Below are 23,120 nucleotides of genomic sequence, written 5' to 3' on the forward strand. Positions count from 1 at the left end.
AGGTGCGGTCGGGTCAGTACTCGAGCCCTCCATCGAACGAGTCGAGACCGATGAACCTCGCCGCATCCCCTGCGTCTGCCGTGAGCCGGGAAATGCGCTCGAAGACCCGATCCGCGGCCTCATGCGCCGCCGGCTGTTCCGCCGGGTGCAGCACACCGACCACGAACGCGGTCGAAAGCGGCCTGATCAGGGACGCGACCCTGGCGGGGTTCGACGATGCACCCCCGAACCACGCGCCCACGACGAGCGAGGTCGCCAGCGCCCCGAGCGGCTTCACGTCGATCGTGTAGCCCGAGCTCGGCGGTGCACCGCCCTCGATCACCTTCGTCGCCAGCTCGGCCCACGGGGCGAAGAGCTCGGACGCCTCGCCGATGGTTCGATCGACCGCGAGCCGCGCTGCGGCGCGAACCAGCTCATCGTTCGCCAGCAGTGCGCTGAGCGAGGCCAGGAAGCCGAGCAGGCGCTCGACGGACGACGAGCCGTTCGACGCGACCTCATCGGCCATCGCCTGCACGCGCGGCAACTGCGCCGTGAGGATGGCCCCCGCGAGCTCGATCTTCGAATCGAAGTAGTGGTAGAACGCACCGGTCGTCAGGCCCGCCGCATCGCAGACGACCGCGAGGGAAGCCCTGGCATAGCCGACCCGCTCGAACTCGCGGGCCGCGGCAACGACGAGCTGGTCGCGAGTCTGCTTGCGATAGCGCGACTGTCGACCGGTGCTGAATGAGTGGTAGTTCGTCCCCACATGGGGATTCTATGTCGAGATGACAGACGAATGCAATATTGATACGCAAAGTATTAACGAAGTTACCTCGCGTGGGGAATGCAATACTGATGTGCGAAACGCTAGACTCCATTACGTGAATCCAGCCGCCGCAGACTTCAACGGCGCCGTCGCGTTCGAGCTCCGCGTGGCGCGGCAGGACTCCGGCCTGACCATCGAAGAGATGGTTCACCGGTCGGCGCTCAACCGGAGCACGATGCTGCGATATCTCTACAATCAGCGGGCGATCCCGATCCCCGCGTTGTATCAGATCGCGCACGCTCTCCAGGTCCCGCCCGACGAGATCCTGGCTCGCGCCGCACGGCGGCCGCTCGCAGAGCGGCTCGCCGCCGACGGCAGGGTCTGATCAGGCTCGTGCCTCCCAGCCTCGTGTCTCTCAGACTCTCCGCATCGCCCGGTGCGCGATGTCGTCTTCGAAGAACCGGTCGCCCTCGGCGACGAAGCCGAAGCCGGCGTACCAGTCGAGGAGATGCTCCTGGGCGTCGAGCACGATCGGCAGGCCGGCACCGACCCGCTCGCACCGGTCGATCGCGGCTCGCATGATCGCCGATGCGACGCCGCGGCCGCGCGCCTCGGGTGCGGTCGCGACACGGCCGATCCGTAGCGCATCGGCCTCGCGGAGCAGGCGGGCGGTCGCGAGGACGAGTCCGTCCTCCTCGGCCCACAGGAGCTCGGCACCGGGCTCGATGTCCCGCCCGTCGATCTCGGGATAGGCAGCACGCTGCTCGACGACGAACACCGAGACCCGCAGCCAGAGCAGCCGATACAGGGTCTCGGGTTCGATCTCGGCGACGGCGGCGTGGTGCAGAGCGAGGGCCATGCGGGCCAGCCTAGGGCGCGCCCCGGTGAGCTGCGTCGCGGCGCCGACCGCGGGCGAGGTGCTGCGCGCCGAGGCCGATGGCCAATCCGAGTGCCAGGCCCGCCAGGTCGGCCACGACGTCCCAGACGTCGCCGGCGCGTTCCGGCAGCAGGAGATGCTGCAGCGCCTCCGAGGCGAACGCGTGCACCGCCAGCACTGCCGCGAGCCAGACGACGCGGGCCCCGGCGAGCACGCCGAGCACGGCGGGCACGAGGAAGATCCCGGCGTGCACGAGCTTGTCGAACCCCGGGATCCCCGGACCGCTCGGCGCCGACGGCACATACAGCACGACGAGCTGCACCACGATCGCGAAGCCGAAGGCGACCCAGAGCGCGAGGCGGGCCCGGTTGGTCATCCTCCGATGCTGCCACGTCGACCGTGACAACACCGTGCCGCCGATGTGATCCTGTGTGAATCGCTGTTACACTCTCGGTCGCAGTACCTATGGAGGTGGCCTGTGATCCCAGACCAGCGGCGAGAAGAGCTGCTCCGTCTGCTGCGCGAGTCGACGGTGCTCTCGGTGCGCGAGCTCACCGAGCGTCTGGGCGTCTCGCACATGACCGTCCGGCGCGACATCGACGTGCTCGAGCGTGCGGGCCGCGCCTACTCCGTCCAGGGCGGGGTCCGGCTCGCGAGCCACCTCGGCGCGGAGCCGTCCCGGCTCGACAAGGAGGCCGTCGACATCGGCCACAAGCGTGCGATGGCGCGCGCGGCCGCCGACCTCGTGGCCGACGACATGACCGTCTATCTCGACGCCGGCACGACGATCCTCAGCATGGTGCCGCACCTCGTCGCCCGCCGCCGCCTCACCATCGTGACCAACGATTTCAGCACGCTCGACGCGCTCGCCGACGCCGAGCAGTTCGAGGTCATCCACACCGGTGGCCTGCTCGACCACCGGAACCGCTCCTCGGTCGGCCGGCTCGCGGCCGCGACGCTCCGGCAGCTGAACGTCGACATCGCGTTCATCAGCTCGAGCAGCTGGGATGCCAATCGCGGCGTGACCACGCCCCACGAGGCGAAGGTCGACGTCAAGCGCACCGCGATGGAGATGTCGGCGTCCCGCGTGCTGGTGGCCGGCAGCGTCAAGTACGGGCTCTTCGCCACGCATCGCGTCGCAGACCTGCGGGAGTTCGACACCGTGCTGACCGATGACGGCCTGCCGATCGGCGCAGCCGCCGGCATCAAGGACCGGGGTGTCGAGCTCGTCCTCGCGACGACCGACGAGGACGACGCGACGACCCCGGCCACGGGGCCCGGCGCGCCCGGCGACTCCGAGCCGCCTGCGCCCGCCGCGGCCTCACTCGCCGGCTGACCCGGCGCTCCCGACTCCGCCGCCGCCCTCGGCGCCGTTGCCGGCCGAGCCGCCTCCGGCCGAGCCGCCGCCGGCTTCGCCACCATCGCCGTCCCAGCACGAGTCGTAGCGGTCGGCCAGCTCACGCGCCTGTGCGTCGGTCAGCGGCGTGAACTCCTGCGACCCGAGCCGCATGAGCACCTCGGCCGCGGCCTCGAGCTCGATCGCGGCATCGACCGCGCGCGCGACCGAGTCGGCGGCGACGATCGAGCCGTGGTTCTGCAGCAACGCAGCCCGGAACTCGAACGTGCGCAGCTCGATCTGGTTCGCGAGCTCGCTCGAGCCGGGTGCCGCGTAGGGGATGAGCGGAGTCTGGCCGACTCGCATGACGAAGTAGGGCGTGATGGGCGGCAGGGCGCTGAGGTCCGAGTGCGGCGGCAGGCATGACGCGGCGACCGCGGCGGCGGAGTGCAGGTGCACGACCGCGCGGGTGCGGTCGGACTTGCGGTAGAACGCCAGGTGCAGCGGTGCTTCCTTCGTGGGTCGCGGCCCGGCGAGGTGCGTGCCGTCGAGCGCGAGCTCCGAGAGGCCTGCGGGCGTGAGCGTGGCCATGCTCGCGCCCGTCGCCGAGAGGTAGACCCGGTCGCCGAACCGCACGCTCACGTTGCCCGAGGTGCCGGGGCTGAGCCCGAGCGCGGCGAGCTCGTGTGCCGCCTCGACGAGGTCGTCGATCGCGGCGGTCGTGGTGGCGATGGTGGTCATGCGAGGCGCCTCCAGGCGTCCAGGAACACGTCGTCGTGTCCGAAGTTGCCCGACTTCAGGGCCAGGGCGATGGTCGCGGGGCCGCCGGATGTGCGTGCGGTCCCGAACGTCCAGGCGAGGCCGGGACTGATCGGTTCGCCGACCGCGAGCTCGCCGACGCCGAGCGCGTTGACGACGGCCCCCGACGTCTCGCCGCCCGCGATGATGAACCGTCGGATCCCGGCGTCCGCGAACCTGCGGGCGAGCTCGCCGAACGCCGCCTCGAGCGCGGCGGCCCGTGCGGAGCCGGATTCGGTCGTGGCATCCACGCGCCCGCCGGTCTCCTCGGGTGCGATCACCGGCGTGGAAGCAGGGTCGTGGGCGAGGCATCCGCTCGCCCAGTCGAACGCGCGCTCGACGCTCGCGTCGAGCGCGTCGACGTCGAGCCGGTGCACGGGCAAGCCCGCGGCGACGGCGTGCGCGAGCTGGGTGCGGGTCGCGGCCGAGGCGCTGCCGGCGAGGACGACGCCCGGGCCGGTGCGGAGCGCTTCGGGTGCGGGCGTCGCGCCCCGGTCGGTCGGCCCGGTCATGCCGAGCGCGAGACCCGATCCCCCGGTGATGACGGATGCCTCGGCGGTGGCCTCGGCGATGATGCCGAGGTCGTGGTCGTCGATCGCGTCGACGACGGCGTATCGCACGCCGCGGCCTCCGAGCTCGGCCAGCGCGGCCTGCACGGCCGGCGCGCCCCGTCGCACGGTCGGGAGCGGGATCAGTGCGACCCGCGAAGGCGTCTGCTGCTGCAGGACGCGGACGAGGTCGGGGTCGGTCATGGGCGTGAGCGGATGCGTCGCGAGCGAGCTCTCGCTCAGCAGCACGTCGCCGACGAAGAGGTGCCCGAGGTACAGCGTCCGGCCGTTGTCGGGGAAGCTCGGGACGACCACGGTCGTCGTCGCCCCGAGCCGGTCGACGACGAGGTCGCAGACCGGGCCGATGTTGCCCTTCGGCGTGGAGTCGAAGGTCGAGCAGTACTTGACGTAGAAGCGGTCGGCGCCGGCCGTGCGCAGCGCGTCGAGCGATGCGCCGCTCTCGGCGAGGGCCTGCTCGACGGGCGCCGTGCGGGTCTTCAGTGCGACCACGACGGCGTCGGCGTCGTCCGCGCCATCGAGCGGCCCCGACGGAACGCCGACATGCAGCCGGGTACGGAAGCCGCGCGAGACGAGGTTCGCGGCGAGGTCGACCGCGCCGGTGACGTCGTCGGCGATCGCTCCGAGCATGCGGGCTCCGTTCTCTTGCTGCGGTCCGGTCGAGCTGGACGATGTGAGAACATGTTACACACTGTTCGGAAATGTTATTCTGCCGGTGCGGTCATCGTCCAACCGCCGAATCCAGGAAAGAGCCCCCACGTGAACTCCCCTCGACCGACCACGTCGGCCATCCGGGTCGCCCTCACCGGCGCAGCGGGCGGCTTCGGACGAACGGTGCTCCTGGCGCTTCGTGACCACGCGTCGCAGCGGGCCGCGGTGCTCTGCGATCTCGACCTCGCGTCGGCCGCCAGGCAGCTCGACGAGCTCGGCTACGCCCGAGACCAGGTCGTGGAATGCGCCACGGCCGACGCGGTGACGGCCGCGGTCGACGCCGGCCGGATCGCGCTCGTCGCGTCGACCGACCTGCTCGTCCCCGAGGCCTACGACGTCCTCGTCGAGGCCACGGGCGCCGTGCGCGTCAGCGTGCGCGCGGCACTCGACGCGATCGACGCCGCACGGCCGGTCGTGCTCGCCAGCAAGGAGACGGAGTCGCTCTTCGGGCGGCTGCTCGCCGAACGGGCCGCCGACCGGGGCGTCGTCTCGACGACCGGCGCCGGCGACCAGCCGGCGAACCTCGTCGCGCTGCTCGGCTGGGCCGAGCGGCTCGGACTGCGGGTCGTCGCCGCCGGGAAGTCGAGCGAGTACGACCTCGTCTTCGACCGCGCGGCGGGAACGGCCTCGGTGCTCGACCACACGATCGACGCACCGGCGCTCGGCGCGCACTGGGACCTCGGCGACGACCTCGCAGCCACCCTCGCCGCGCGCCGCGAGGCGGTGCGCGACCTGAAGCTGGGGGCGGCGGCCGACTACTGCGAGATCGCCGTCGTCGCGAACCTCACCGGGCTCGCGGTCGACACCCCTGAGATGCATTACCCCATCGTGCGGTACCGCGAGCTGGCCGACGTGCTCCGCCCGCGCTCCGCGGGAGGCATCCTCACCGGCGAAGCCGTCCTCGACGTCTTCACGCTCCTGCGCGAGCCGGGCGAGGCGAGCTTCGCGGGCGGCGAGTTCATCGTCGTGCGCTGCCCCGATCCCGAGGTGGCGCGCGTGCTGGCGCAGAAGGGGCACGTCGTCAGCGCGAGCGGCGACCACCTGTGCATCGGGCTGCCCTTCCACCTCATGGGGCTCGAGATCCCCGGCACGATCGCCGACGCCGTGGCCGGCATCCCCGTCGCCGCGCCCAGCGCGCGGCGTACGACCATGGTCGCGACGGTCGCCCGGCCGCTCACCGCCGGGTTCGAGTTCCGCGTCGCCGGCCACCATCACGAGATCGACGGCACCACGCCAGCGCTCGTGCCCGCCGCCGAGGCCGGCGACACGGCCGTGCCCTATTACCTGCTCGACGGTGCGCAGCTGCGCCGCGACGTCCCGGCCGGAACCCGCATCGGCTTCGACGACGTGGCGGGCATCGACGCGACGCTGCTCGAGCTCGCCGCGCTCGAACGCACGCCCAGACCAGTCCGAACCCACGAAGGAGTGTCATGACCGTCACCGCCCGAGTCCTCGTCGACCCCAGCTTCTCGCTCGGCGAGATCGACCCGCGGATCTACGGATCGTTCGTCGAGCACATGGGCCGGTGCGTCTACGACGGGATCTACGATCCCGAGCACGCGACCGCCGACGAGGACGGCTTCCGGCAGGACGTCGCCGAGCTCGTGCGCGAGCTCGGGCCGACGATCCTCCGCTATCCCGGCGGCAACTTCGTCTCCGGGTACCGCTGGGAGGACGGGGTCGGTCCGCGCGAGGACCGGCCCGTGCGACGCGAGCTCGCGTGGAAGAGCATCGAACCCAACCTGGTCGGCACGAACGAGTTCATGCGGTACTGCCAGCGCCTCGGGATCGAGCCCATGATGGCGGTCAATCTCGGCACGCGGGGCATCGAAGCGGCCACCGCGCTCGTCGAGTACACGACGCTGCCCGGCGGCACCTACTGGTCCGACCTGCGCCGGTCGCACGGCGTCGAGGACCCGTGGGACGTGCGGGTGTGGTGCCTGGGCAATGAGATGGACGGCCCGTGGCAGCTGGGGCACAAGACCGCGTACGAGTACGGGCGGCTCGCCGCCGAGACCGCGGTCGCGCTGCGCCGGGTGAACCCGAACCTCGAGCTCGTCGCGTGCGGCACGTCGAAGCCCATCATGCCCACGTTCGGATCGTGGGAGGCCGAGGTGCTCGAGCAGAGCTACGCCCACGTCGACTACCTGTCGATGCACATGTACGTCGATCCCGACCTGACCGATGACGTGCCGACGCTGCTCGCCGCGGGCGTCGAGATCGACGCCTACATCGACGCCGTGATCGCGAGCGCCGACTTCGCCCGCGCGCGCGGACGGCACAGCAAGGTCATGCCGCTCTCGTTCGACGAGTGGAACGTCTGGTACAACTCGCGTCCCCGCGAGATCGGCGTGTGGCCCTTCGCGCCCGAGCTGATCGGCGACATCTACACGTTCGCCGACGCCCTCGTCGTCGGCAGCTTCATCAACTCGATCCTGCGCCGGTCGGACCGGGTGCGCATGGCGTGCCTCGCGCAGCTGGTCAACGTCATCGCCCCGATCCGCACCGAGCCCGGCGGCGGGCCCGCCTGGCGGCAGTCCACGTTCTACCCGTTCGCGCTCGCAAGCCGGTTCGGGCGCGGCGAGTCCCTCCGGGTCGGGCTCACCAGCGAGCGTCACGACACCTCGCGACACGAGGACGTGCCCGCACTGGACGTCGCGGCAGTGCACGATCCCGAGAGCGGCGCCGTGACGTTCTTCGTGGTGAACCGCGACCTCGAGCGCAGCATCCCGCTCGAGCTGGCCACGGGCGGCTTCGCCCGGCTCGGAGCGGGGGCGACGGTCGAGCACACGACGCTCACGGGACCCTCGGCGGCCGCGACGAACAGCGCCGCCGCGCCCGAGACGATCGCCCCGCGAACCGCGCCGTCACGGGCGTGGGAGGGCGCGCCGGTCGAGATCCCCGCCATGTCCTGGAACATGATCCGGCTCATCCCCGGCACAGGAAGTCACATCTAGGTATCAAGAATTCACACTTGATGTGAATTCTTGATATGCTCCCCATCGTCGCGACCGACGCCCATGCGGTCGCACCATCTGCTTCAAGGAGGAATCACATGGCTGTCCACGTCTCCCGAACGGCGCGCCGTTGGCTCGGCGTCGGCGTCGCGGCCCTGACCGCCGCCGGCCTCGTCGCCTGCAGCCCCGGCGCGTCCGATGGCGGCGCCGACGAGAACGGCGTCACCACCGTCACGCTCTGGTCCTGGTACCCCGAGGTCCAGCAGATCGTCGACGTCTTCAACGAAAGCCACGACGACGTCCAGATCGACCTCGTGAACGCGGGCGTCGGCGAAGACGCCTACGCCAAGCTGCGGACCGCGCTCGAGTCCGGGACCGGCGCGCCCGACGTGATCCAGATGGAGCTCAGCGAGCTGCCGAGCTTCCAGGTCATGAGCGGCCTGCTCGACATCTCCGAGTACGGTGCGAGCGAGGTCGAGGGCGACTACCCCGAGTGGGTCTGGGACCAGGTCTCGCAGGACGGTGCCGTCTACGCGATCCCCGTCGACGCGGGCCCCATCGCGCAGTTCTACCGCGCCGACCTCTACGAGCAGTACGGACTGCAGCCCGCGACGACGTGGGACGAGTACCGCGCCAACGCGGAGGCCCTGAAGGCGGCGAACCCCGCGCTGTACCTCTCCGACTTCCAGGTCGGGAACGCGTCGAACCTCGTCGGGCTCATCCAGCAGGCCGGCGGTCAGCCGTACGGCTACGACTTCGACAGCCCCGAAGAGGTCACCATCGACTTCGACAGCGACGTCACGCGCAAGGTGCTGAACTACTGGGGCGACATGATCGCCGCGGGCCTCATCGACGACGCGGCCTACCACTCGACCGAGTGGGACAGCGGCATCGCCGCCGGCACCTACCTGACCACGGTCGAGGCCGCCTGGCGGCCGGGCTACCTCGGCAACGTCGCCTCGGCGACCGCCGGCAACTGGCGGGTCGCGCCCATGCCCCAGTGGCAGGCCGGCGACAACCTGCAGGGCAACCACGGCGGGTCGACGTTCGCCGTGACGAGCCAGACCGAGAAGCCCGAGGCATCCGCTCAGGTCGCCATCGAGCTGCTGGGCTCGGAGGAGCCCTGGGAGGTGGGCATCGAAGAGGCCTTCCTGTTCCCCGTGTTCAACCCGGTCGCCGAGTCCGACGCGTTCCTCGAGCGCCCCTACCCGTTCTTCGGCGACCAGGCCGCGAACGAGGTGTTCGTGCCCGCGGCGCAGTCCGTGAGCCCGCTCGAGTTCACGCCCTTCGACTCGTTCGCGAAGTCGACGATCAACGAGCAGGTCGCCTCGGCGATCGCCGGGGACCAGACGATGGACGAGGCCGCCGCCGAGATCCAGCGGATCCTCGTCGACTACGCCGAGTCGGTCGGGCTGACCGTCACCGAAGGCTGATCACCTCCGCCCGGCGCCGCAAGCGCGGCGCCGGGCGGCTGACCCGAGGAGAGTCATGACCAACGTCATCACCGCGGAAGTGGTCGAGGACGCCGCGGAGGCCGCGGACACCCCGCCCGCGAAGCGGGCCAGACGGCGGATGAGCCAGGACGAACGGCGAGGCCGGTTCGGCTGGGTGCTGCTCGCCCCGTTCGCCGTGACCTTCGTGCTGTTCCTGATCGTGCCGTTGGTCTACGCCCTGTGGCTCAGCCTGCACTCGCGCTCGATCACGGGCGCGCAGAACTGGGCCGGCTTCGACAACTACCTCCGCGCGTTCTCGGACCCGTCGTTCCTCGGCGGGCTCGGGCGCGTGCTCCTGTTCGGCGTGCTGCAGGCCCCGATCATGCTGGTCCTCGCGCTGGTCCTCGCCCTCATGCTCGACGCGGTCACGACCCGGCTGTCGCGGGTCTCGCGCATCGTCGCGTTCATGCCGTACGCCGTGCCCGCCGTCATCGGCGTGCTGATGTGGGGCTTCCTCTACAGCCCGCAGCTCGGGCCGGCCGCCATCCTGACCACCCTCTTCGGCGATGCGGCGCCCGACTTCCTCGGCGCGAACCTCGTGCTGTACTCGCTCGTCAACGTCGTCACCTGGCAGATGACCGGCTACAACATGATCATCATCTATGCCGCGCTCCAGGGGTTGCCGCGCGACATCTACGAGGCCGCCCGCCTCGACGGCGCGGGCGGCTGGAAGCTCGCGACCCAGATCAAGCTGCCCCTCGTGGCCCCCGCCGTGGTGCTGTCGACCGTGTTCACGATCATCGGCACGCTGCAGCTGTTCTCGGAGCCCAAGGTCATGCAGTCCACGCGACCCGACGCGGTCCCCGCCGACTTCACGCCCAACATGTACGCGTACAACCAGGCGTTCGCCTACGGACAGTTCAACTACGCGGCCACGATCTCGTTCGTGCTCGGCATCGTGATCATCATCGGCTCGTACGTCTTCCTGTTCATCACCCGCCGAAGGAGCGGACTCAATGACTGACCTCGCGTCGCGCCGGCGCCAGCGCCGGCAGCCCATGAGCCTCGGCCGCATCGGCCTCATCCTCGGCTTCGTGGTCACGATCGTCTACTTCTTCCTGCCGTTCTGGTGGCTCCTCGTGGCCTCCACCAAGACGACCGGCGGGCTGTTCTCGAGCCCCTCGCTCTGGTTCGCCGACGGGTTCGCGTTCTTCGACAACATCGCGCGCACCTTCTCGTATCAGAACGGGATCTTCTTCACCTGGATCGGCAACACCGTCATCTACTCGGTGACCTCGGCCGTGGGCGCGACGCTGCTCGCCACGATGGGCGGCTACGCGTTCGCGAAGTACCGCTTCAAGGGACGCAAGATCTCGTTCGCGATCCTGCTGGGCGCGGTCATGATCCCGAACACGGTGCTCGTGCTGCCGACCTACATGATCATGTCGAGCCTCGGGCTCGTGAACACCATGTGGGCCGTCATCCTGCCCGGCCTGCTCAACCCGCTCGGCGTCTACCTCGTGCGCATCTACGCCCAGGACGCGGTGCCCGACGAGGTCATCGAGTCGGCCCGCATCGACGGCGCGGGCGAGTTCCGCATCCTCGGCCAGATCGCGCTGCCCATGCTGCGGCCCGCCATCGCGACCGTGCTGTTGTTCTCGCTCGTCGCGACCTGGAACAACTTCTTCCTGCCGCTCGTGATGATCTCGGACAACCGGCTCTACCCGCTGACCGTCGGGCTGAACAACTGGCGTGCGCTCGCGACGATCGACGGCAGCGCCGGTCAGGACCTCTACCCGTTGCTGATCATGGGCTCGCTGCTCGCGGTCGTGCCGCTCGTCATCGCATTCCTCGCCATGCAGCGGCAGTGGCAGAGCGGGCTGGCGCTCGGCGCGGTGAAGTAGCCGGGAAGCCGGGAAGCCGGCGGCCGGGCGTGCGGCTCAGCGCACGCGGCGCCCCGCCGACCACACGGCCTCGACCGTGAGGTCGTCGGTGAGGAGCACGGCGTCGGCCGCGTACCCGGCGTCGAGCCGGCCGAGGTCGTGGGCCCGGCCGATCGTCTCGGCCGGTACCGCGGTCAGTGCGGCGACCGCGACGTCGAGCGGGATGCCGCACTCGATCACGGCGCGGCGGAGCGCCTCGTCCTGGGTGAGGGTCGAACCCGCGATCGACCCGGTCTCGACGACGCGCGCGACGCCGTCGAGCACCTCGACGTCGAGCGAGCCGAGCCGGTACGAACCGTCGGCCGAGCCCGTCGCGGCCATGGCGTCGGTGATGAGCGCCACCCGGCCCGGCGCCCCCTGGAACGCGAGCTTCACCACGTCGGGGTGCACGTGCACGCCGTCGTTGATCACCTCGAGCGTGACGTGCGGCGCGTGCATGGCCGCGACCACCGGACCGGGCTGCCGATGGTGGATGCCGCGCATGCCGTTGAAGGCATGTGTGAGGATCGATGCACCGGCGTCGAACGCCCGGAGCGCGAGCGCGTAGTCGGCCCCGGTGTGGCCGACGGCGACGGCGACGCCGGCATCGGTGAACCTGCGGAGCGCGGCGAAGCCGCGGTCGTGCTCAGGTGCGAGGGTCACCTGGCGCAGCGTGCCGACGGATGCCTCGAGCAGCATGTTCACCGCGGCGTCGTCGGGTGCGCGCAGCACGGCGGGGTCGTGCGCTCCGCGGAACTCCCCGTCGAGGAACGGACCCTCGAGGTGGGCGCCGAGCACGCGCGGGTCACGCGCCGCGACCCGCGCGATCGCCTCGAGCCGCGGAACCAGTGCCTCGACCGGCGCGGACACCAGCGAGCAGACGGTACGGGTCGTGCCGTGCGCAGTGTGGACGTCGAGCACGGTCTCGATGGCCGCCTCGCCGTCGTCGGCGGCTGCGCCGCCCGCGCCGTGGCAGTGCAGGTCGATGAACCCCGGGACGAGGGTTCGGTCCGAGGCGTCGATCACCGAGGCATCCGGATCGAGCGCCTCGCGCCAGCCGTCCTGCGTGCCACGCGCGACCACCCGCTCGCCCTCGAACCGTACCCACGCATCGGGGACGGTCTCGTCGGCGCCGACCAGGCGGGCGGAGTGGACGATCGTCGAATGCGTGGGGATCACGTCCGCCACGATACCCGCCCGTCGGCACGCGAATATCGGACGTGTTCGTCCGTTCTGAGTACCATGTCGTCATCGGGTGGGGTGCCGGGTGCTTCGGCTCCGAGCAGCGGGCGAAGAGGTGACCGGCGTGGACGTCCTGTGGATCGTGCTCGGCGTCACCCTGCTGCTGATCACCCTCCTCGACACCTTCCTCGCGGTGCTGAACTATGACGAGGCGGGCCTGTTCGTCAACCGGTTCGTCCGCTGGCAGTGGCTCGCCCTCCGCGCGATCACCCGTCGCGTCGGTCGCCGGTGGCGGCCGCTCGTGCTCCGCCAGGTCACGGGAGTCCTGCTGGTCCTCACGATCCTGTGGTGGGTCACCGGGATCGTGCTCGGCTTCACGCTCATCTATCTCGGCGCCATGGGCCTCGGCGCCTTCCAGATCTCGTCAGGCGTGACGCCGAACCTGCTCGGCGCGTTCTACCTGAGCCTCGGGCAGTTCAGTACCGTCGGCGTCGACAACATCGACCCGGGTACGGCGATCCTGAACCTGCTGACCGTGAGCGAAGCCCTCATCAGCGTGATCCTGCTGTCGTTCATCATCACGTTCCTCGGCAGCGTCTACGGGACCATCCAGTCGCTGCGCGCCTTCTCGGCGAACTTCTTCCGCGCCGGGCGCGGCATCGGAGACCCGGTCGACACCCTCGCGCCGTTCTTCCCGGACGGCCGGTCGCGCGGCCTCGACGGCCAGCTGAACGCCATCCTCGGCTCGCTCCAGACGTACGCCGACGGTGTCGCGCAGAACCGGGCCGCGTACTACTTCCAGAGCGGACGTGACCAGTTCTCGCTGCCCTTCTCGCTCTACATGACGGCCGGCGTCATCGCCGGACTGCGCTGGGGCCTGCCGACCGGCAGTGATCCGGCGAAGGAGCCCGCGCTCGTCCGGCTCACCGAGGCGTTCGACGACTTCCGATTGCGGCTGCAGCGGGTCGTCGGCTGGACCACGGGCCCGGGCCCTGGCGCCGTGACCGCGACGCGCTTCGCGGACGCCGTCACCGTCTTCGGTGCGCCCGAATCCCGTGCTGGCATCGATCCGTGGGTGCTCGCGTTCCTCGCGCTGGACCGCCGGATGGCCGAGCTCACGAAGTCCGACGCGCCGATGGACGTCGACGACGCCTACCGGCGCTACCGTGCGTGGCTTCCCTTCGCGTTCGAGGCGCAGGCGTTCGTCTCGGCGGTGAGCCGCGACCTCGACTACCAGCCCGTCTACCGCGGGGTCGCGATCACGCCCGACGGGATCCCCCTCGACGACGCGGGCCAGGCGGGCGGCGAGAGCGCGGCGGGCGGCGAGAGCGCGACGGGCGGCGAGAGCGCGACGGGCGGGGCGGATGCCTCGGCCGCAGCGGCCCGGACGCCGGCCGGTGCGAGCCTCGGCCCCGGCGACCGGCGGCGAAGCACCGGCCTGCGGGCCTGGCTGCGCCGGCGGCTGCTCTTCACCGACCCGGGATCCGTGCGACTGGCCTTCGCGACGCGCACCCTGATCGCGGTGGCCGCGGCGATCGGGGTCGTCGTGCCGCTCGCGCTCGCGACCGGGTCGGAGCCGGTCGGCGGCGGCGTGTTCGCCGGGCTCGTCGCGTTGTTCTCGGCGCCCGTCACCATCAGCGGCAGCATCCGCGCCGGGCGATGGGCCGCCGCCGTCGCCGTCGTCCCGGCAGCGGTCGGCGTCGTCGCCGGCGTGTTCGTGCCGCACGACCCGGTGTGGACGATCCTCGCGCTCGCCGTGGTGGCGGCGCTCGCCGCCTGGGTGCGCCGCTTCGGGGTGCGCGTGGGCGGCCTCGGGCAGCTGGCCTTCGTGACCTACTACTACACCGTGGTGCTCGACATCGACGCGACCCAGCTGCTCGGCGCACTCGTCGTCGCGGGCGTGGGGCTCGCGTGCACCTGGGTCGTCAACCTCGTGCCCGGTCCGAGCGCGCGGCGGCGGATCGTCGGCGGAACGGCCGCGCTCGTCGAGCGCGCGCTCCCCCTGCTCGAGACCATGGCCGACGTCGTCTCGACCGGGCGTCAGGACCGCCGCATCGTGAAGACGCTGCGCGCGGAGCAGACCGCCCTCCTGCGGACGGCGAACGTGCTGAGCGGGCAGCTCGACGAGGAGCAGCTCGCCGGTGTCTCGATCGTGCGAGCGCGGGCGCTCCGCACCCGGGTGTTCGGCGTGCAGCTCGCGGCGGAGAACCTCGCCACCCTGCTGCCGGTCGCCGCAAGCCTCGCCATCACGGTCGAGGAGCGTTCGCGGCTCGTCGCCGAGCTGCTCGCATTGCGACAGCATCTCGCGACGTTCCGCCCCGAGCGCGTCGCGGGGAGCGGTCGCCCGGCCGGAGCGGATTCGATGGGGACCCGCGACGGGCTGACGCTGCCCGACGACTGGCCGGCGGATGCCCGGCGAATCCTCGCCGCGGTGATCGACCTGCGTGCGGCGACCGATCGCCTGCACCGCGCTCAGGTCGACGACGACGAGGTGCTCGCGGCCGAGCATCGCCGCCTGGACGGAGCCGCGGCGCCGCTCGCCGACGCCGACGCGGGTCCGGGTGCGGAGGCACGCCGTGCCGCGCGCGACGCGGCCGCGTCGGCGGCCGGCCGTCAGGCGGTCCAGGCCGGCGTCGCCACGGGGCTCGCCCTGTTCCTCGGGAGCCTCGTGTCCGCGAGCCATCAGCTCTGGGCGGCGATGCCGGCGTTCCAGGTGCTGAGCGGGTCGGACGGTGAGACCCGGCTCAAGGGCGTGCAGCGGATCCTCGCCACGGTCCTCGGTGCCGCGGTCGGATTCGGTCTGGCGCTGCTCACCGGTCACAACCCGGCCGTCGCGATCCCGCTGCTCGTCGTGAGCGTGTTCGTCATGTCCTTCGTGCGCGCGGTCTCGTCGGCGTGGACCTCGTTCTGGCAGACCGTCATCCTCGCGACCGTGTACGACCTGCTCGGCCGGCTCGGCCCCGAGACGTTGCCGGTGCGCGTCGTCGAGACCACGATCGGCGCCGTGGTCGCGATCCTCGTCGCCGCGTTCGTCCTGCCGACCCGCACGCGCGCCCGCGTGCTGCTCGGTCTGAGCGATGCCGTGCGGCGCGCGGGCGCCCTCGCCGACGGCCTGCTCGCCCGCGCCGTGGGCGCGGCCGGGCCCGCGCCGGCGGCCATGGCCGCGGACGGTCGCGAGCTGGTGCATCAGCTCGACGAGCTCGAGCTGGTCGCCCGTCCGATGCGCCACGGCCCGGGGTCCCTGCAGTCGACGGGCGTCGAGGCGCAGCTCACGTCGCTGTGGTCGGTGCTGTCCTTCGAACAGCGCATCGCCGAGGAGCTGGCGCGGCTCGGGGCCACGTCGTCCTGGTCGGCCGAGTGGCGTCGGGTCGCGCAGGCGACCGCCGAGAACTTCGCGGCCGTGCGCGCGGTGCTCGCGGGCGATCTGCCGCGGCGGGTGCATTCGGCCGACGAGTTCGACCTGGCGCTCGACCCGCGGACGCCGGACGAGGAGCGCGAGCTCGCGCTCCTCGTCGCACGCCTCAACGAGGCGCTGCTGTCGCTGCTCGAGGCGATCCGGCCCGGGACCGTCGGCGCGATGACGGAGCCGGCGGTGGGCCGGGTGGCGGCGAACCGATGACGACGGGCGAGCGATTTCCCACGAGGCATCCGAAATCGCCCGCCGCTCTGCCAGGATGAACCTAAATGAGTGGGCCGCCTCCGTTCGGAGCGCACTCTGGAGCCGATGATGCAGGAGCCGATATGGACCTCTCCCCGCGCGAGATCGACAAACTCTACGTCTATCAAGTGGCGGAGCTGGCACGACGACGACGCGATCGCGGCACCAAGCTCAACATCAGCGAGGCGCAGGCCCTGGTGACCGAGGCCATCCTCGAAGGCGCTCGCGACGGACGCACCGTGGCCGAATGCATGGAGCTCGGCAAGAAGGTGGTCACCGTCGACGAATGCATGACCGGCGTCCGAGAGCGCATCGCACTGCTGCAGGTCGAGGCGACCTTCCCCGACGGCACCAAGCTGGTCTCCTGCCACGACCCGATCGGTGGCTGAGCAGATGCCAGCGGCCGGCCCGGCACCGCTCGTGGTGCTCGTGGGCGGCCATGAAAGCGCGCAGGGCGCCGACCTGACGCGACTCGAACCGCTGCTGGACGGCGCAGTGGCGACGGCACCGGGTCGCGGCCTGCACAACCTCGTCTCCACAGCCCTCGACGCGGGCCGGACCGTCGTGGTGCTGCCGATGACGTTCGGCCGCAACCCGACCATGGTGGCCGACACCGCCAAGACGCTCAGATGGCTCGCCGCGACCCACGCCGGCCGGATCGCGCTCGCCGCGCCCTTCGGCCAGTCCGACCACCTCACCGCGTGGCTCCGCACCGCGGCGAACGCCGCGAAGCGCAGCGACCCCGACACCGCGCTGCTCATCGTCGCGCCGCCCTCCAATCCGTTCGACGAGGCCGAGCTGCACCGGATCGCGTACCTCGTCGCGACCCATGGCGCACTCACCGAAGTCGGCGTCGCGATCGCCGACGACGCCGATGCGCTCGCCGCGGGCGTCGACCGGCTACGGCGCATCGGCGCCGAGCGAATCGTGACCGTTCCGGCGGGATTCGCCGCGCAGCTCGACACGTCGGCCGCGGAGTTCTCGGGTCCGCTCATGAGCGACGCGAGCATCGCACGCGTGATCCGAACCCGGGTCCACGACGCCCTCGAGGCGCTCGACGCCGGATACGACGGCATCGACGACGGGCTCGCCGCCGATCACGGCCACGGCTATGCGCACTCGCACGCGTTCGAGGAGAGCCAGGGCGGCGGCGCGGGTGGGCATTCGCACGGCCACTCGCAGTCGCACGGCCATTCGCACTCCCACGACCATTCGCACTCCCACGACCACGTCCGAGCACACGAGCACCACCACTGACCCCGGATCCGGAGGAACAGCATGGTCAGCAGGAAGCCCAAGTATCTGCACGGCACCGACACGATCGAGATCAATGCCGGTCGCGCATCGACGACCCTGAAGGTCACGAACACGGGCGATCGACCCATCCAGGTCGGGTCGCATTTCCACTTCTTCGAGGTGAATCCCGCCATGCGATTCGAGCGTGAGCAGGCGTGGGGCATGCATCTCGACATCCCCGCGGGAACGGGCGTCCGATTCGAGCCCGGAGAGACGAAGCAGGTGCCGCTCGTCGCGTACGCGGGCGCGCGCCACCTGACCGGCTTCAACGGCCTCGTCGACGGCGGGCTGGATGCTCCGCACACCAAGGTTCGCGCGCTCGCGCTGCTGGAAGAGCGCGGGTTCCAGAACGGTGCGCCCGACGCCGCGGTCGGTCCAGCCGGTTCGCCCGGCCCGTCCGCGAGCACGACGACGAAGGAGCACTGAGATGGCGGTCATCTCCCGGAAGCAGTACACCGATCTCTTCGGTCCGACCGTCGGCGATCGCGTCCAGCTGGCCGACACCAACCTCGTGATCGAGATCGAGAAGGACTACGCGTCGGACAGCTACGGCGACGAGGTCGTCTACGGCGGCGGCAAGTCCGCGCGGGATGGCATGGCGGCCGACCCGCAGGCGAGCCAGTCGCAGGGTGCACTCGACCTCGTCATCACCAATGCCGTCGTGATGGACCCGATGATCGGGATCGTGAAGGCCGACATCGGCGTCAAGGACGGCCTGATCGTGGGCATCGGCAAGTCGGGCAACCCGCAGACGCAGCACGGCGTCGATCCGAAGCTGATCGTGGGACCCGGCACCGAGGTGATCGCCGGTGAGCACCTCATCGCGACCGCCGGGGCCATGGATTCGCACGTGCACTTCATCTCGCCGCAGCAGGCCTACTCGGCCCTGTCGAACGGCATCACGACGCTGTTCGGCGGCGGCACCGGTCCGACCGACGGCACCAACGGCACGACCTGCACGCCGGGTGCGTGGAACATCCACCGCATGCTCGAGGCCTTCGACGAGCTTCCCGTCAACGTCGGCATCCACGGCAAGGGCAACGGCTCGCTGCCGCAGGCGCTCGTCGAGCAGATCGAGGCCGGCGCGGGCGGCCTCAAGGTCCACGAGGACTGGGGCGCGACCCCGGCCGCGCTGAGCCAGGCGCTCAGCGTCGCCGACGAGTACGACGTCCAGGTCGCCATCCACACCGACAGCCTCAACGAGGCCGGGTTCGTCGAGAACACGATCGACGCGATCGACGGCCGCACCATCCACACGTTCCACACCGAGGGCGCCGGCGGCGGTCACGCCCCGGACATCATGAAGATGGCCGGGCAGCCCAACGTGCTGCCGTCGTCGACCAATCCGACCCTGCCGTACACGGTCAACTCGATCGACGAGCTGCTCGACATGGTCATGGTCTGCCACCACCTCTCGTACGACAGCCCGGAAGACGTCGCCTTCGCCGACTCGCGCGTGCGCGCCGAGACCATCTCGGCGGAGACGGTGCTGCACGACCTCGGCGTCATCTCGATGTTCTCCTCGGACTCGCAGGCGATGGGCCGCATCGGCGAGTCGGTGACTCGCGCGTTCCAGACCGCGCACCACTGCAAGGACCAGCGCGGAAAGCTGCCGGAGGACGCCGAGTCCAATGACAACTTCCGGGTGCTGCGCTACCTCGCGAAGGTCACGATCAACCCGGCCATCGCACACGGCGTCTCCGACTACGTCGGCTCGCTCGAGCCGGGCAAGATGGCCGACATCGTGCTCTGGCCGATCGACACGTTCGGCGCGAAGCCCAAGCTCGTCATCAAGGGCGGGCTCATCAACTGGGCGCTGATGGGCGACCCGAACGCGTCGCTGCCGACACCCCAGCCCGTGTACTTCCGCCCGATGTTCGGCGCGCTCGGGCAGGCGATGCACCGGACCCGCGCGACGTTCGTCTCGAAGGTCTCGATCGAGAAGGGCGTTCCCGAGCAGCTCGGCCTGAAGAGCCGGATCCTGCCGGTCACGGGCACGCGTTCGATCGGGAAAGAGGACATGATCCGGAACGATGCGACGCCCGTCATCGACGTCGACCCCGAGACGTACAAGGTGACCGTCGACGGGGTGCCAGCGCACATCGAGCCGGCCCAGACGCTGCCGCTGACCCAGCTGTTCTACCTGGTGTAACCGGTCGACATGGAACCCCTGGTCACGGCCGGATCGTCCGGTGCCGATGCGGCGGTCGCGAGGCTGCTCGTCAGCCTCCAGCTCAGCGACTCGGCGTTCCCGAGCGGCTTCTACACGATGTCGCACGGGCTCGAGGGGTTCCATCAGGCCGGCCTGGTGTCGCGCGCGACGGTCGGCGACCTGCTCGCGGACGTGCTGGTCGCCTCGGTCGGGCCCGGGGATGCCACCGCGCTCGCGCGCGCACACGAGGCCGCGTCGGTGCGCGACTGGGACGCGGTGGCCGAGCTGGATCGCGTCCTCTTCGCCTCGAAGCTCAACGCCGAGCTGCGACTCGCGAGCGTGCGGAGCGGCCGACAGCTCGCGGACATCGCGGCGGAGACGTTCGCGGGTTCGCGCGGCGCCGACGACATCGCCGAGTGGGCGGGCCGGGTCAAGCGTAAGACGGTGCCGGGCTGCCAGCCGGTCGTGACGGCGGTCTGCTACGCCGCCGCGGGCGTGTCGACGGCCGAGGCCGTGGCCTCCGACCTGTTCGCCTTCGCGGTGAGCTTCGTCGGTGCCGCGCTGCGCCTGAGGCTCGCCGACCATCGCAGCAGCCAGGTGCTGCTTCGGGAGATGCATCCGGTCATCGAACGCGTCGTCGCCGACGCGCTCGCGCGGCCGGCGGCCGACATCGGCGGGTTCGCACCCGTCGGCGACATCATGTCGGCCGGTCACGAGCGCGCGGAGGCGCGCCTGTTCACGAGTTGATGAACACGGTTCACAGTGTGCTCCGTTCAGAATCCTGAACGGCCGGAAGAGGGAGAGAACGACATGGCCGACAACGTCTTGCGCGTGGGGATCGGCGGCCCGGTGGGGTCGGGGAAGACCGCGCTCACGGAGGCGCTGGTACCGATCTTCATCGCCGCCGGCCGCACCCCCGGCGTCATCACGAATGACATCTACACGCAGGAGGACGCGCACCATGTGCGGCGCGAGCTTGCGGGGATCCTCGACCCCGAACGCGTCGTCGGCGTCGAGACCGGTGCGTGCCCGCACACGGCCGTCCGTGACGACCCGACGATGAACCTCGCGGCGGGCGAGGAGATGCTCGAACGGTTCCCCGACATCGACACGCTGATCTACGAGTCGGGCGGCGACAACCTCACGCTGACGTTCTCGCCCGCGCTCGCCGACGTGTTCGTGTTCGTGCTCGACACGTCGGAGGGCGAGAAGATGCCGCGCAAGCGCGGCCCGGGCATCACCGAGAGCGACATCCTCGTCATCAACAAGATCGACATTGCCCAGTACGTCCGCACCGACCTCGGCGTGATGGAGCGCGATGCGCACGCGGTGCGCGGCGGCAAGCCCGTCGTGTTGACGAACTCGCTCGACGGCACCGGCGTGCAGGAGCTGTTCGACGCGATCCTGACGCACTGGCGGGCGTCGAAGGGCGAGCTCGTCGCGTGACGGGGTCGCCCGTGGTGCTGCACGGCGGTCCGCGACTGCAACCGGCGCACTTCGAACCCGAGCGGGTGCCGCGCGCGGTCGCCGACTTCGGGACCCGGCCCGACACGCTGCCGGTGGGTGCGCCCGGGAAGGTCGGCATCCTCGAGCTGGACTTCGCGGTGCGCGGGCGCGATGGTGAGGAGCGGACCGAGCTCGTCGGGCACTTCCAGAAGGCGCCGATGCAGATCATGCGCCCGCTCTACTACGACCCGCTCCGCCCCGACATGCCGTTCACCTACGTCATGACGACGGGCGGCGGCATCCTCCACAACGATCGCCAGCGCATGGACCTGACGTTCGGCCCCGGGACGTCCGCGCACGTCACGACGCAGGCGCACACCAAGGTCTACCGGATGGAGTCGGGCTACGCGACCTCGCTCGTCAACCTCGAGCTCGCGGCCGGCGCGTACGTCGAGTATCTGCCCGATCCACTGATCCCGTATGTCGACTCGCGCTTCTACCAGCGCACGGCCGTGACGCTCGACCCCGACGCGACGCTCGTCACCGGCGAGACCATCTACGCGGGCCGGCTCAGCCGGGGCGAACGGCACCGGTACGCCGCATACGCGAGCGACTTCGAGGTGCGGCGGCCGGGTGGGGCGGATGCCTCGGGTGGGGCGGATGCCTCGGGGGTGCCGGTGGCGTTCGACCGCATCCGGCTCGTGCCTCGCGACGGGCGCGTCGGCGGCGACGCGGTGCTCGGCGGCCGTGACGTGGTCACCACGCTGTACGTGTTCACCACGGCTCTGCCGGCCCGCGAGGTCGCTGAGGTGCTGCACTCCGCCACGGCCGAGGTCGTCGGGCGCTGCGATGACCCGAGTGCGCGGTTCGGGGTGAGCGCGCTGCCTGGCGACGCGGGTGCCTGGTTGCGATTCGTCGGCGACGACACGATCACCTCTGCCGCCGTGCACCGGGCGGCCGCGGCCGCCGCGCACGAACTGCTCACGGGGCTTCCGGCGCCCACGATCAGGAAGTAGCGGCGGACGATGGGCGGCACGAGGCATCCGGACCCGACGACCACCTGGCACCAGTGGGCGCTCGGGGCGCTGCGCGGGCCGTCTCAGATCTTCTTCCAGCAGAACGTCGTGACGGGCGCGCTCGTGCTCATCGCGTTCGTCATCGCCGACTGGCGGATGGGGGTGCTCGCGCTCATCGGCGCGGTCGGGGGGATGCTCGGCGGGCGAGCGGTGGGGTTCCCGCCGTCGAGCGTGGCGTCGGGCATGCAGTCGTTCTGCGGAACGCTCGTCGGGGCCGCGGTGTTCGCGGCGCTCGGCGGTGACGCGTGGTGGTCGTATGTGCTCGCGTTCGCCGGCGGTCTCGCGACCGGGCCCGTGACCTGGCTCGTGGACGCGCTGTTCACGAGGACCCGGCTCGCGGTCTTCTCGCTGCCCTCCACGACGGCGCCGTTCGTGATCGTCGCCACGGTGGTCGTGCTGGCGACGCTGCCGCTCGCGGTGGACGCCGGCCCGTCGGACCTTCCCGATGAGCCGGTCGCGGCGTTCTTCCTCTCGATCCTGACCAACGTGTCGCAGGTCGTCCTCGTCGACCACCCGCTGTCGGGTGCGGTGATCCTCATCGGCCTGTTCATCGCGAGCCGGCCGGTGGGGCTCGCGGCGCTGCTCGGCAGCGTGCTGGGCTCCGCGACGGCGGTCGCACTCGGGGAGTCGTGGAGCGAGGTCGCGAACGGACTGACGAACTACTCGGGCGTGCTCACGGCGATCGCGCTGACCGTCACGTTCCTCACGAGCTCGGCCGCGTCGTGGCTGTACGCCCTCCCGTGGATCGTCGTCACCGCGGTGGTGACCCTCTTCATGCACCGCGCCGGGCTCGAGACCTACACCTGGCCCTACATCCTCACAACCTGGGCGGCGCTCATCGTCGCCCACTCCGTCCGCGCGCTCAGGCGCGCCTGACCGTGCCGAGCGGGATGAGCTCGAACGATTGAACTTCGCAGCGGTAGATGAATACGAGAATCCAGGATACGAGGCTCGTGCCGTCCTGA

22 protein-coding genes are annotated in these 23,120 nt (G+C 70.9%); 16 read left to right on the plus strand and 6 right to left on the minus strand.

The window, feature by feature from the left end:
* Positions 1-13: 13 nt before the first annotated feature.
* Positions 14-745 (minus strand): TetR/AcrR family transcriptional regulator, encoded by a 732-nt coding sequence (locus tag RH864_RS06020; protein WP_310516615.1) that lies wholly within the window; start codon positions 743-745, stop codon positions 14-16.
* A 115-nt stretch (positions 746-860) separates the two neighbouring features.
* On the opposite strand from RH864_RS06020, the gene RH864_RS06025 reads away from it, so the two are divergent.
* Positions 861-1,130, plus strand: a complete 270-nt coding sequence (locus RH864_RS06025; RefSeq protein ID WP_310516616.1) for a helix-turn-helix domain-containing protein — start codon at positions 861-863, stop codon at positions 1,128-1,130.
* A gap of 30 nt (positions 1,131-1,160) precedes the next feature.
* Here the strand turns inward: RH864_RS06025 and RH864_RS06030 are convergent, their stop codons facing one another.
* Together RH864_RS06030 and RH864_RS06035 are read right to left on the minus strand one after the other, a co-directional pair.
* Positions 1,161-1,604: a GNAT family N-acetyltransferase gene (locus tag RH864_RS06030; RefSeq protein WP_310516617.1), complete on the minus strand. Its 444-nt coding sequence runs from the start codon at positions 1,602-1,604 to the stop codon at positions 1,161-1,163.
* Positions 1,605-1,614: 10 nt separating this feature from the next.
* Entirely contained in the window at positions 1,615-1,998 is a 384-nt protein-coding gene (locus RH864_RS06035) for a VanZ family protein (protein ID WP_310516618.1), read from the minus strand.
* 102 nt (positions 1,999-2,100) lie between these two features.
* Between RH864_RS06035 and RH864_RS06040 the strand changes: the two genes are divergently transcribed.
* Positions 2,101-2,958 carry a DeoR/GlpR family DNA-binding transcription regulator gene (locus tag RH864_RS06040; protein ID WP_310516619.1) on the plus strand — a complete coding sequence of 286 codons (858 nt, stop codon included), beginning with the start codon at positions 2,101-2,103 and terminating at the stop codon, positions 2,956-2,958.
* Here RH864_RS06040 and RH864_RS06045 read toward each other — a convergent pair.
* On the minus strand, positions 2,944-3,699 hold the full coding sequence (locus tag RH864_RS06045) for a class II aldolase/adducin family protein (RefSeq protein ID WP_310516620.1): 756 nt from the start codon (positions 3,697-3,699) through the stop codon (positions 2,944-2,946). The two genes, RH864_RS06040 and RH864_RS06045, sit on opposite strands and share 15 nt — an antisense overlap.
* Positions 3,696-4,952 (minus strand): 3-oxo-tetronate kinase, encoded by a 1,257-nt coding sequence (gene otnK, locus RH864_RS06050; protein ID WP_310516621.1) that lies wholly within the window; start codon positions 4,950-4,952, stop codon positions 3,696-3,698. The genes RH864_RS06045 and otnK overlap by 4 nt, the downstream gene beginning before the upstream one ends.
* 129 nt (positions 4,953-5,081) lie before the next feature.
* Here otnK and RH864_RS06055 point away from each other — a divergent pair, with 129 nt between their 5' ends.
* The 5 genes from RH864_RS06055 to RH864_RS06075 all read left to right on the plus strand — a co-directional run bounded on the left by RH864_RS06055 (position 5,082) and on the right by RH864_RS06075 (position 11,327).
* Positions 5,082-6,467 (plus strand): homoserine dehydrogenase, encoded by a 1,386-nt coding sequence (locus tag RH864_RS06055; protein ID WP_310516622.1) that lies wholly within the window; start codon positions 5,082-5,084, stop codon positions 6,465-6,467.
* Positions 6,464-7,990 (plus strand): arabinosylfuranosidase ArfA, encoded by a 1,527-nt coding sequence (gene arfA, locus RH864_RS06060; protein WP_310516623.1) that lies wholly within the window; start codon positions 6,464-6,466, stop codon positions 7,988-7,990. The genes RH864_RS06055 and arfA overlap by 4 nt, the downstream gene beginning before the upstream one ends.
* 98 nt (positions 7,991-8,088) lie before the next feature.
* Positions 8,089-9,423: an ABC transporter substrate-binding protein gene (locus tag RH864_RS06065; RefSeq protein WP_310516624.1), complete on the plus strand. Its 1,335-nt coding sequence runs from the start codon at positions 8,089-8,091 to the stop codon at positions 9,421-9,423.
* Between the two features lie 55 nt (positions 9,424-9,478).
* Positions 9,479-10,447 (plus strand): carbohydrate ABC transporter permease, encoded by a 969-nt coding sequence (locus RH864_RS06070; RefSeq protein ID WP_310516625.1) that lies wholly within the window; start codon positions 9,479-9,481, stop codon positions 10,445-10,447.
* Positions 10,440-11,327, plus strand: a complete 888-nt coding sequence (locus RH864_RS06075) for a carbohydrate ABC transporter permease (protein ID WP_310516626.1) — start codon at positions 10,440-10,442, stop codon at positions 11,325-11,327. Before RH864_RS06070 ends, RH864_RS06075 begins: the two co-directional genes overlap by 8 nt.
* 36 nt (positions 11,328-11,363) lie before the next feature.
* Here the strand turns inward: RH864_RS06075 and RH864_RS06080 are convergent, their stop codons facing one another.
* A complete protein-coding gene (locus tag RH864_RS06080; RefSeq protein ID WP_396129947.1) occupies positions 11,364-12,524 on the minus strand; it encodes an N-acetylglucosamine-6-phosphate deacetylase in 1,161 nt (386 codons plus the stop codon).
* A 127-nt stretch (positions 12,525-12,651) separates the two neighbouring features.
* Here RH864_RS06080 and RH864_RS06085 point away from each other — a divergent pair, with 127 nt between their 5' ends.
* From RH864_RS06085 to RH864_RS06125, 9 genes are all read left to right on the plus strand, one after another.
* On the plus strand, positions 12,652-16,146 hold the full coding sequence (locus RH864_RS06085; RefSeq protein ID WP_310516627.1) for an FUSC family protein: 3,495 nt from the start codon (positions 12,652-12,654) through the stop codon (positions 16,144-16,146).
* 122 nt (positions 16,147-16,268) lie between these two features.
* Entirely contained in the window at positions 16,269-16,574 is a 306-nt protein-coding gene (locus RH864_RS06090) for an urease subunit gamma (RefSeq protein WP_310516628.1), read from the plus strand.
* The gene (locus tag RH864_RS06095; protein ID WP_310516629.1) at positions 16,567-17,442 is read left to right on the plus strand and encodes a sirohydrochlorin chelatase; all 876 of its coding nucleotides are present in this window, start codon (positions 16,567-16,569) and stop codon (positions 17,440-17,442) included. Before RH864_RS06090 ends, RH864_RS06095 begins: the two co-directional genes overlap by 8 nt.
* Positions 17,443-17,463: 21 nt before the next feature.
* Positions 17,464-17,907, plus strand: coding sequence for an urease subunit beta (locus tag RH864_RS06100; protein WP_310516630.1), 444 nt, complete (start codon positions 17,464-17,466; stop codon positions 17,905-17,907).
* Between the two features lies 1 nt (position 17,908).
* Positions 17,909-19,633: an urease subunit alpha gene (gene ureC / locus RH864_RS06105; protein WP_310516631.1), complete on the plus strand. Its 1,725-nt coding sequence runs from the start codon at positions 17,909-17,911 to the stop codon at positions 19,631-19,633.
* A gap of 9 nt (positions 19,634-19,642) precedes the next feature.
* Positions 19,643-20,380 carry an urease accessory protein UreF gene (locus RH864_RS06110; RefSeq protein ID WP_310516632.1) on the plus strand — a complete coding sequence of 246 codons (738 nt, stop codon included), beginning with the start codon at positions 19,643-19,645 and terminating at the stop codon, positions 20,378-20,380.
* A gap of 63 nt (positions 20,381-20,443) precedes the next feature.
* Complete coding sequence (gene ureG / locus RH864_RS06115; protein WP_310516633.1) at positions 20,444-21,079, plus strand: urease accessory protein UreG; 636 nt, start codon at positions 20,444-20,446, stop codon at positions 21,077-21,079.
* On the plus strand, positions 21,076-22,095 hold the full coding sequence (locus tag RH864_RS06120; RefSeq protein WP_310516634.1) for an urease accessory protein UreD: 1,020 nt from the start codon (positions 21,076-21,078) through the stop codon (positions 22,093-22,095). Before ureG ends, RH864_RS06120 begins: the two co-directional genes overlap by 4 nt.
* Before the next feature lie 9 nt (positions 22,096-22,104).
* Positions 22,105-23,031, plus strand: coding sequence for an urea transporter (locus tag RH864_RS06125; RefSeq protein ID WP_310516635.1), 927 nt, complete (start codon positions 22,105-22,107; stop codon positions 23,029-23,031).
* Positions 23,032-23,120 lie beyond the last annotated feature (89 nt).

Source organism: Agromyces aerolatus, assembly GCF_031432255.1.
Classification (GTDB): domain Bacteria; phylum Actinomycetota; class Actinomycetes; order Actinomycetales; family Microbacteriaceae; genus Agromyces.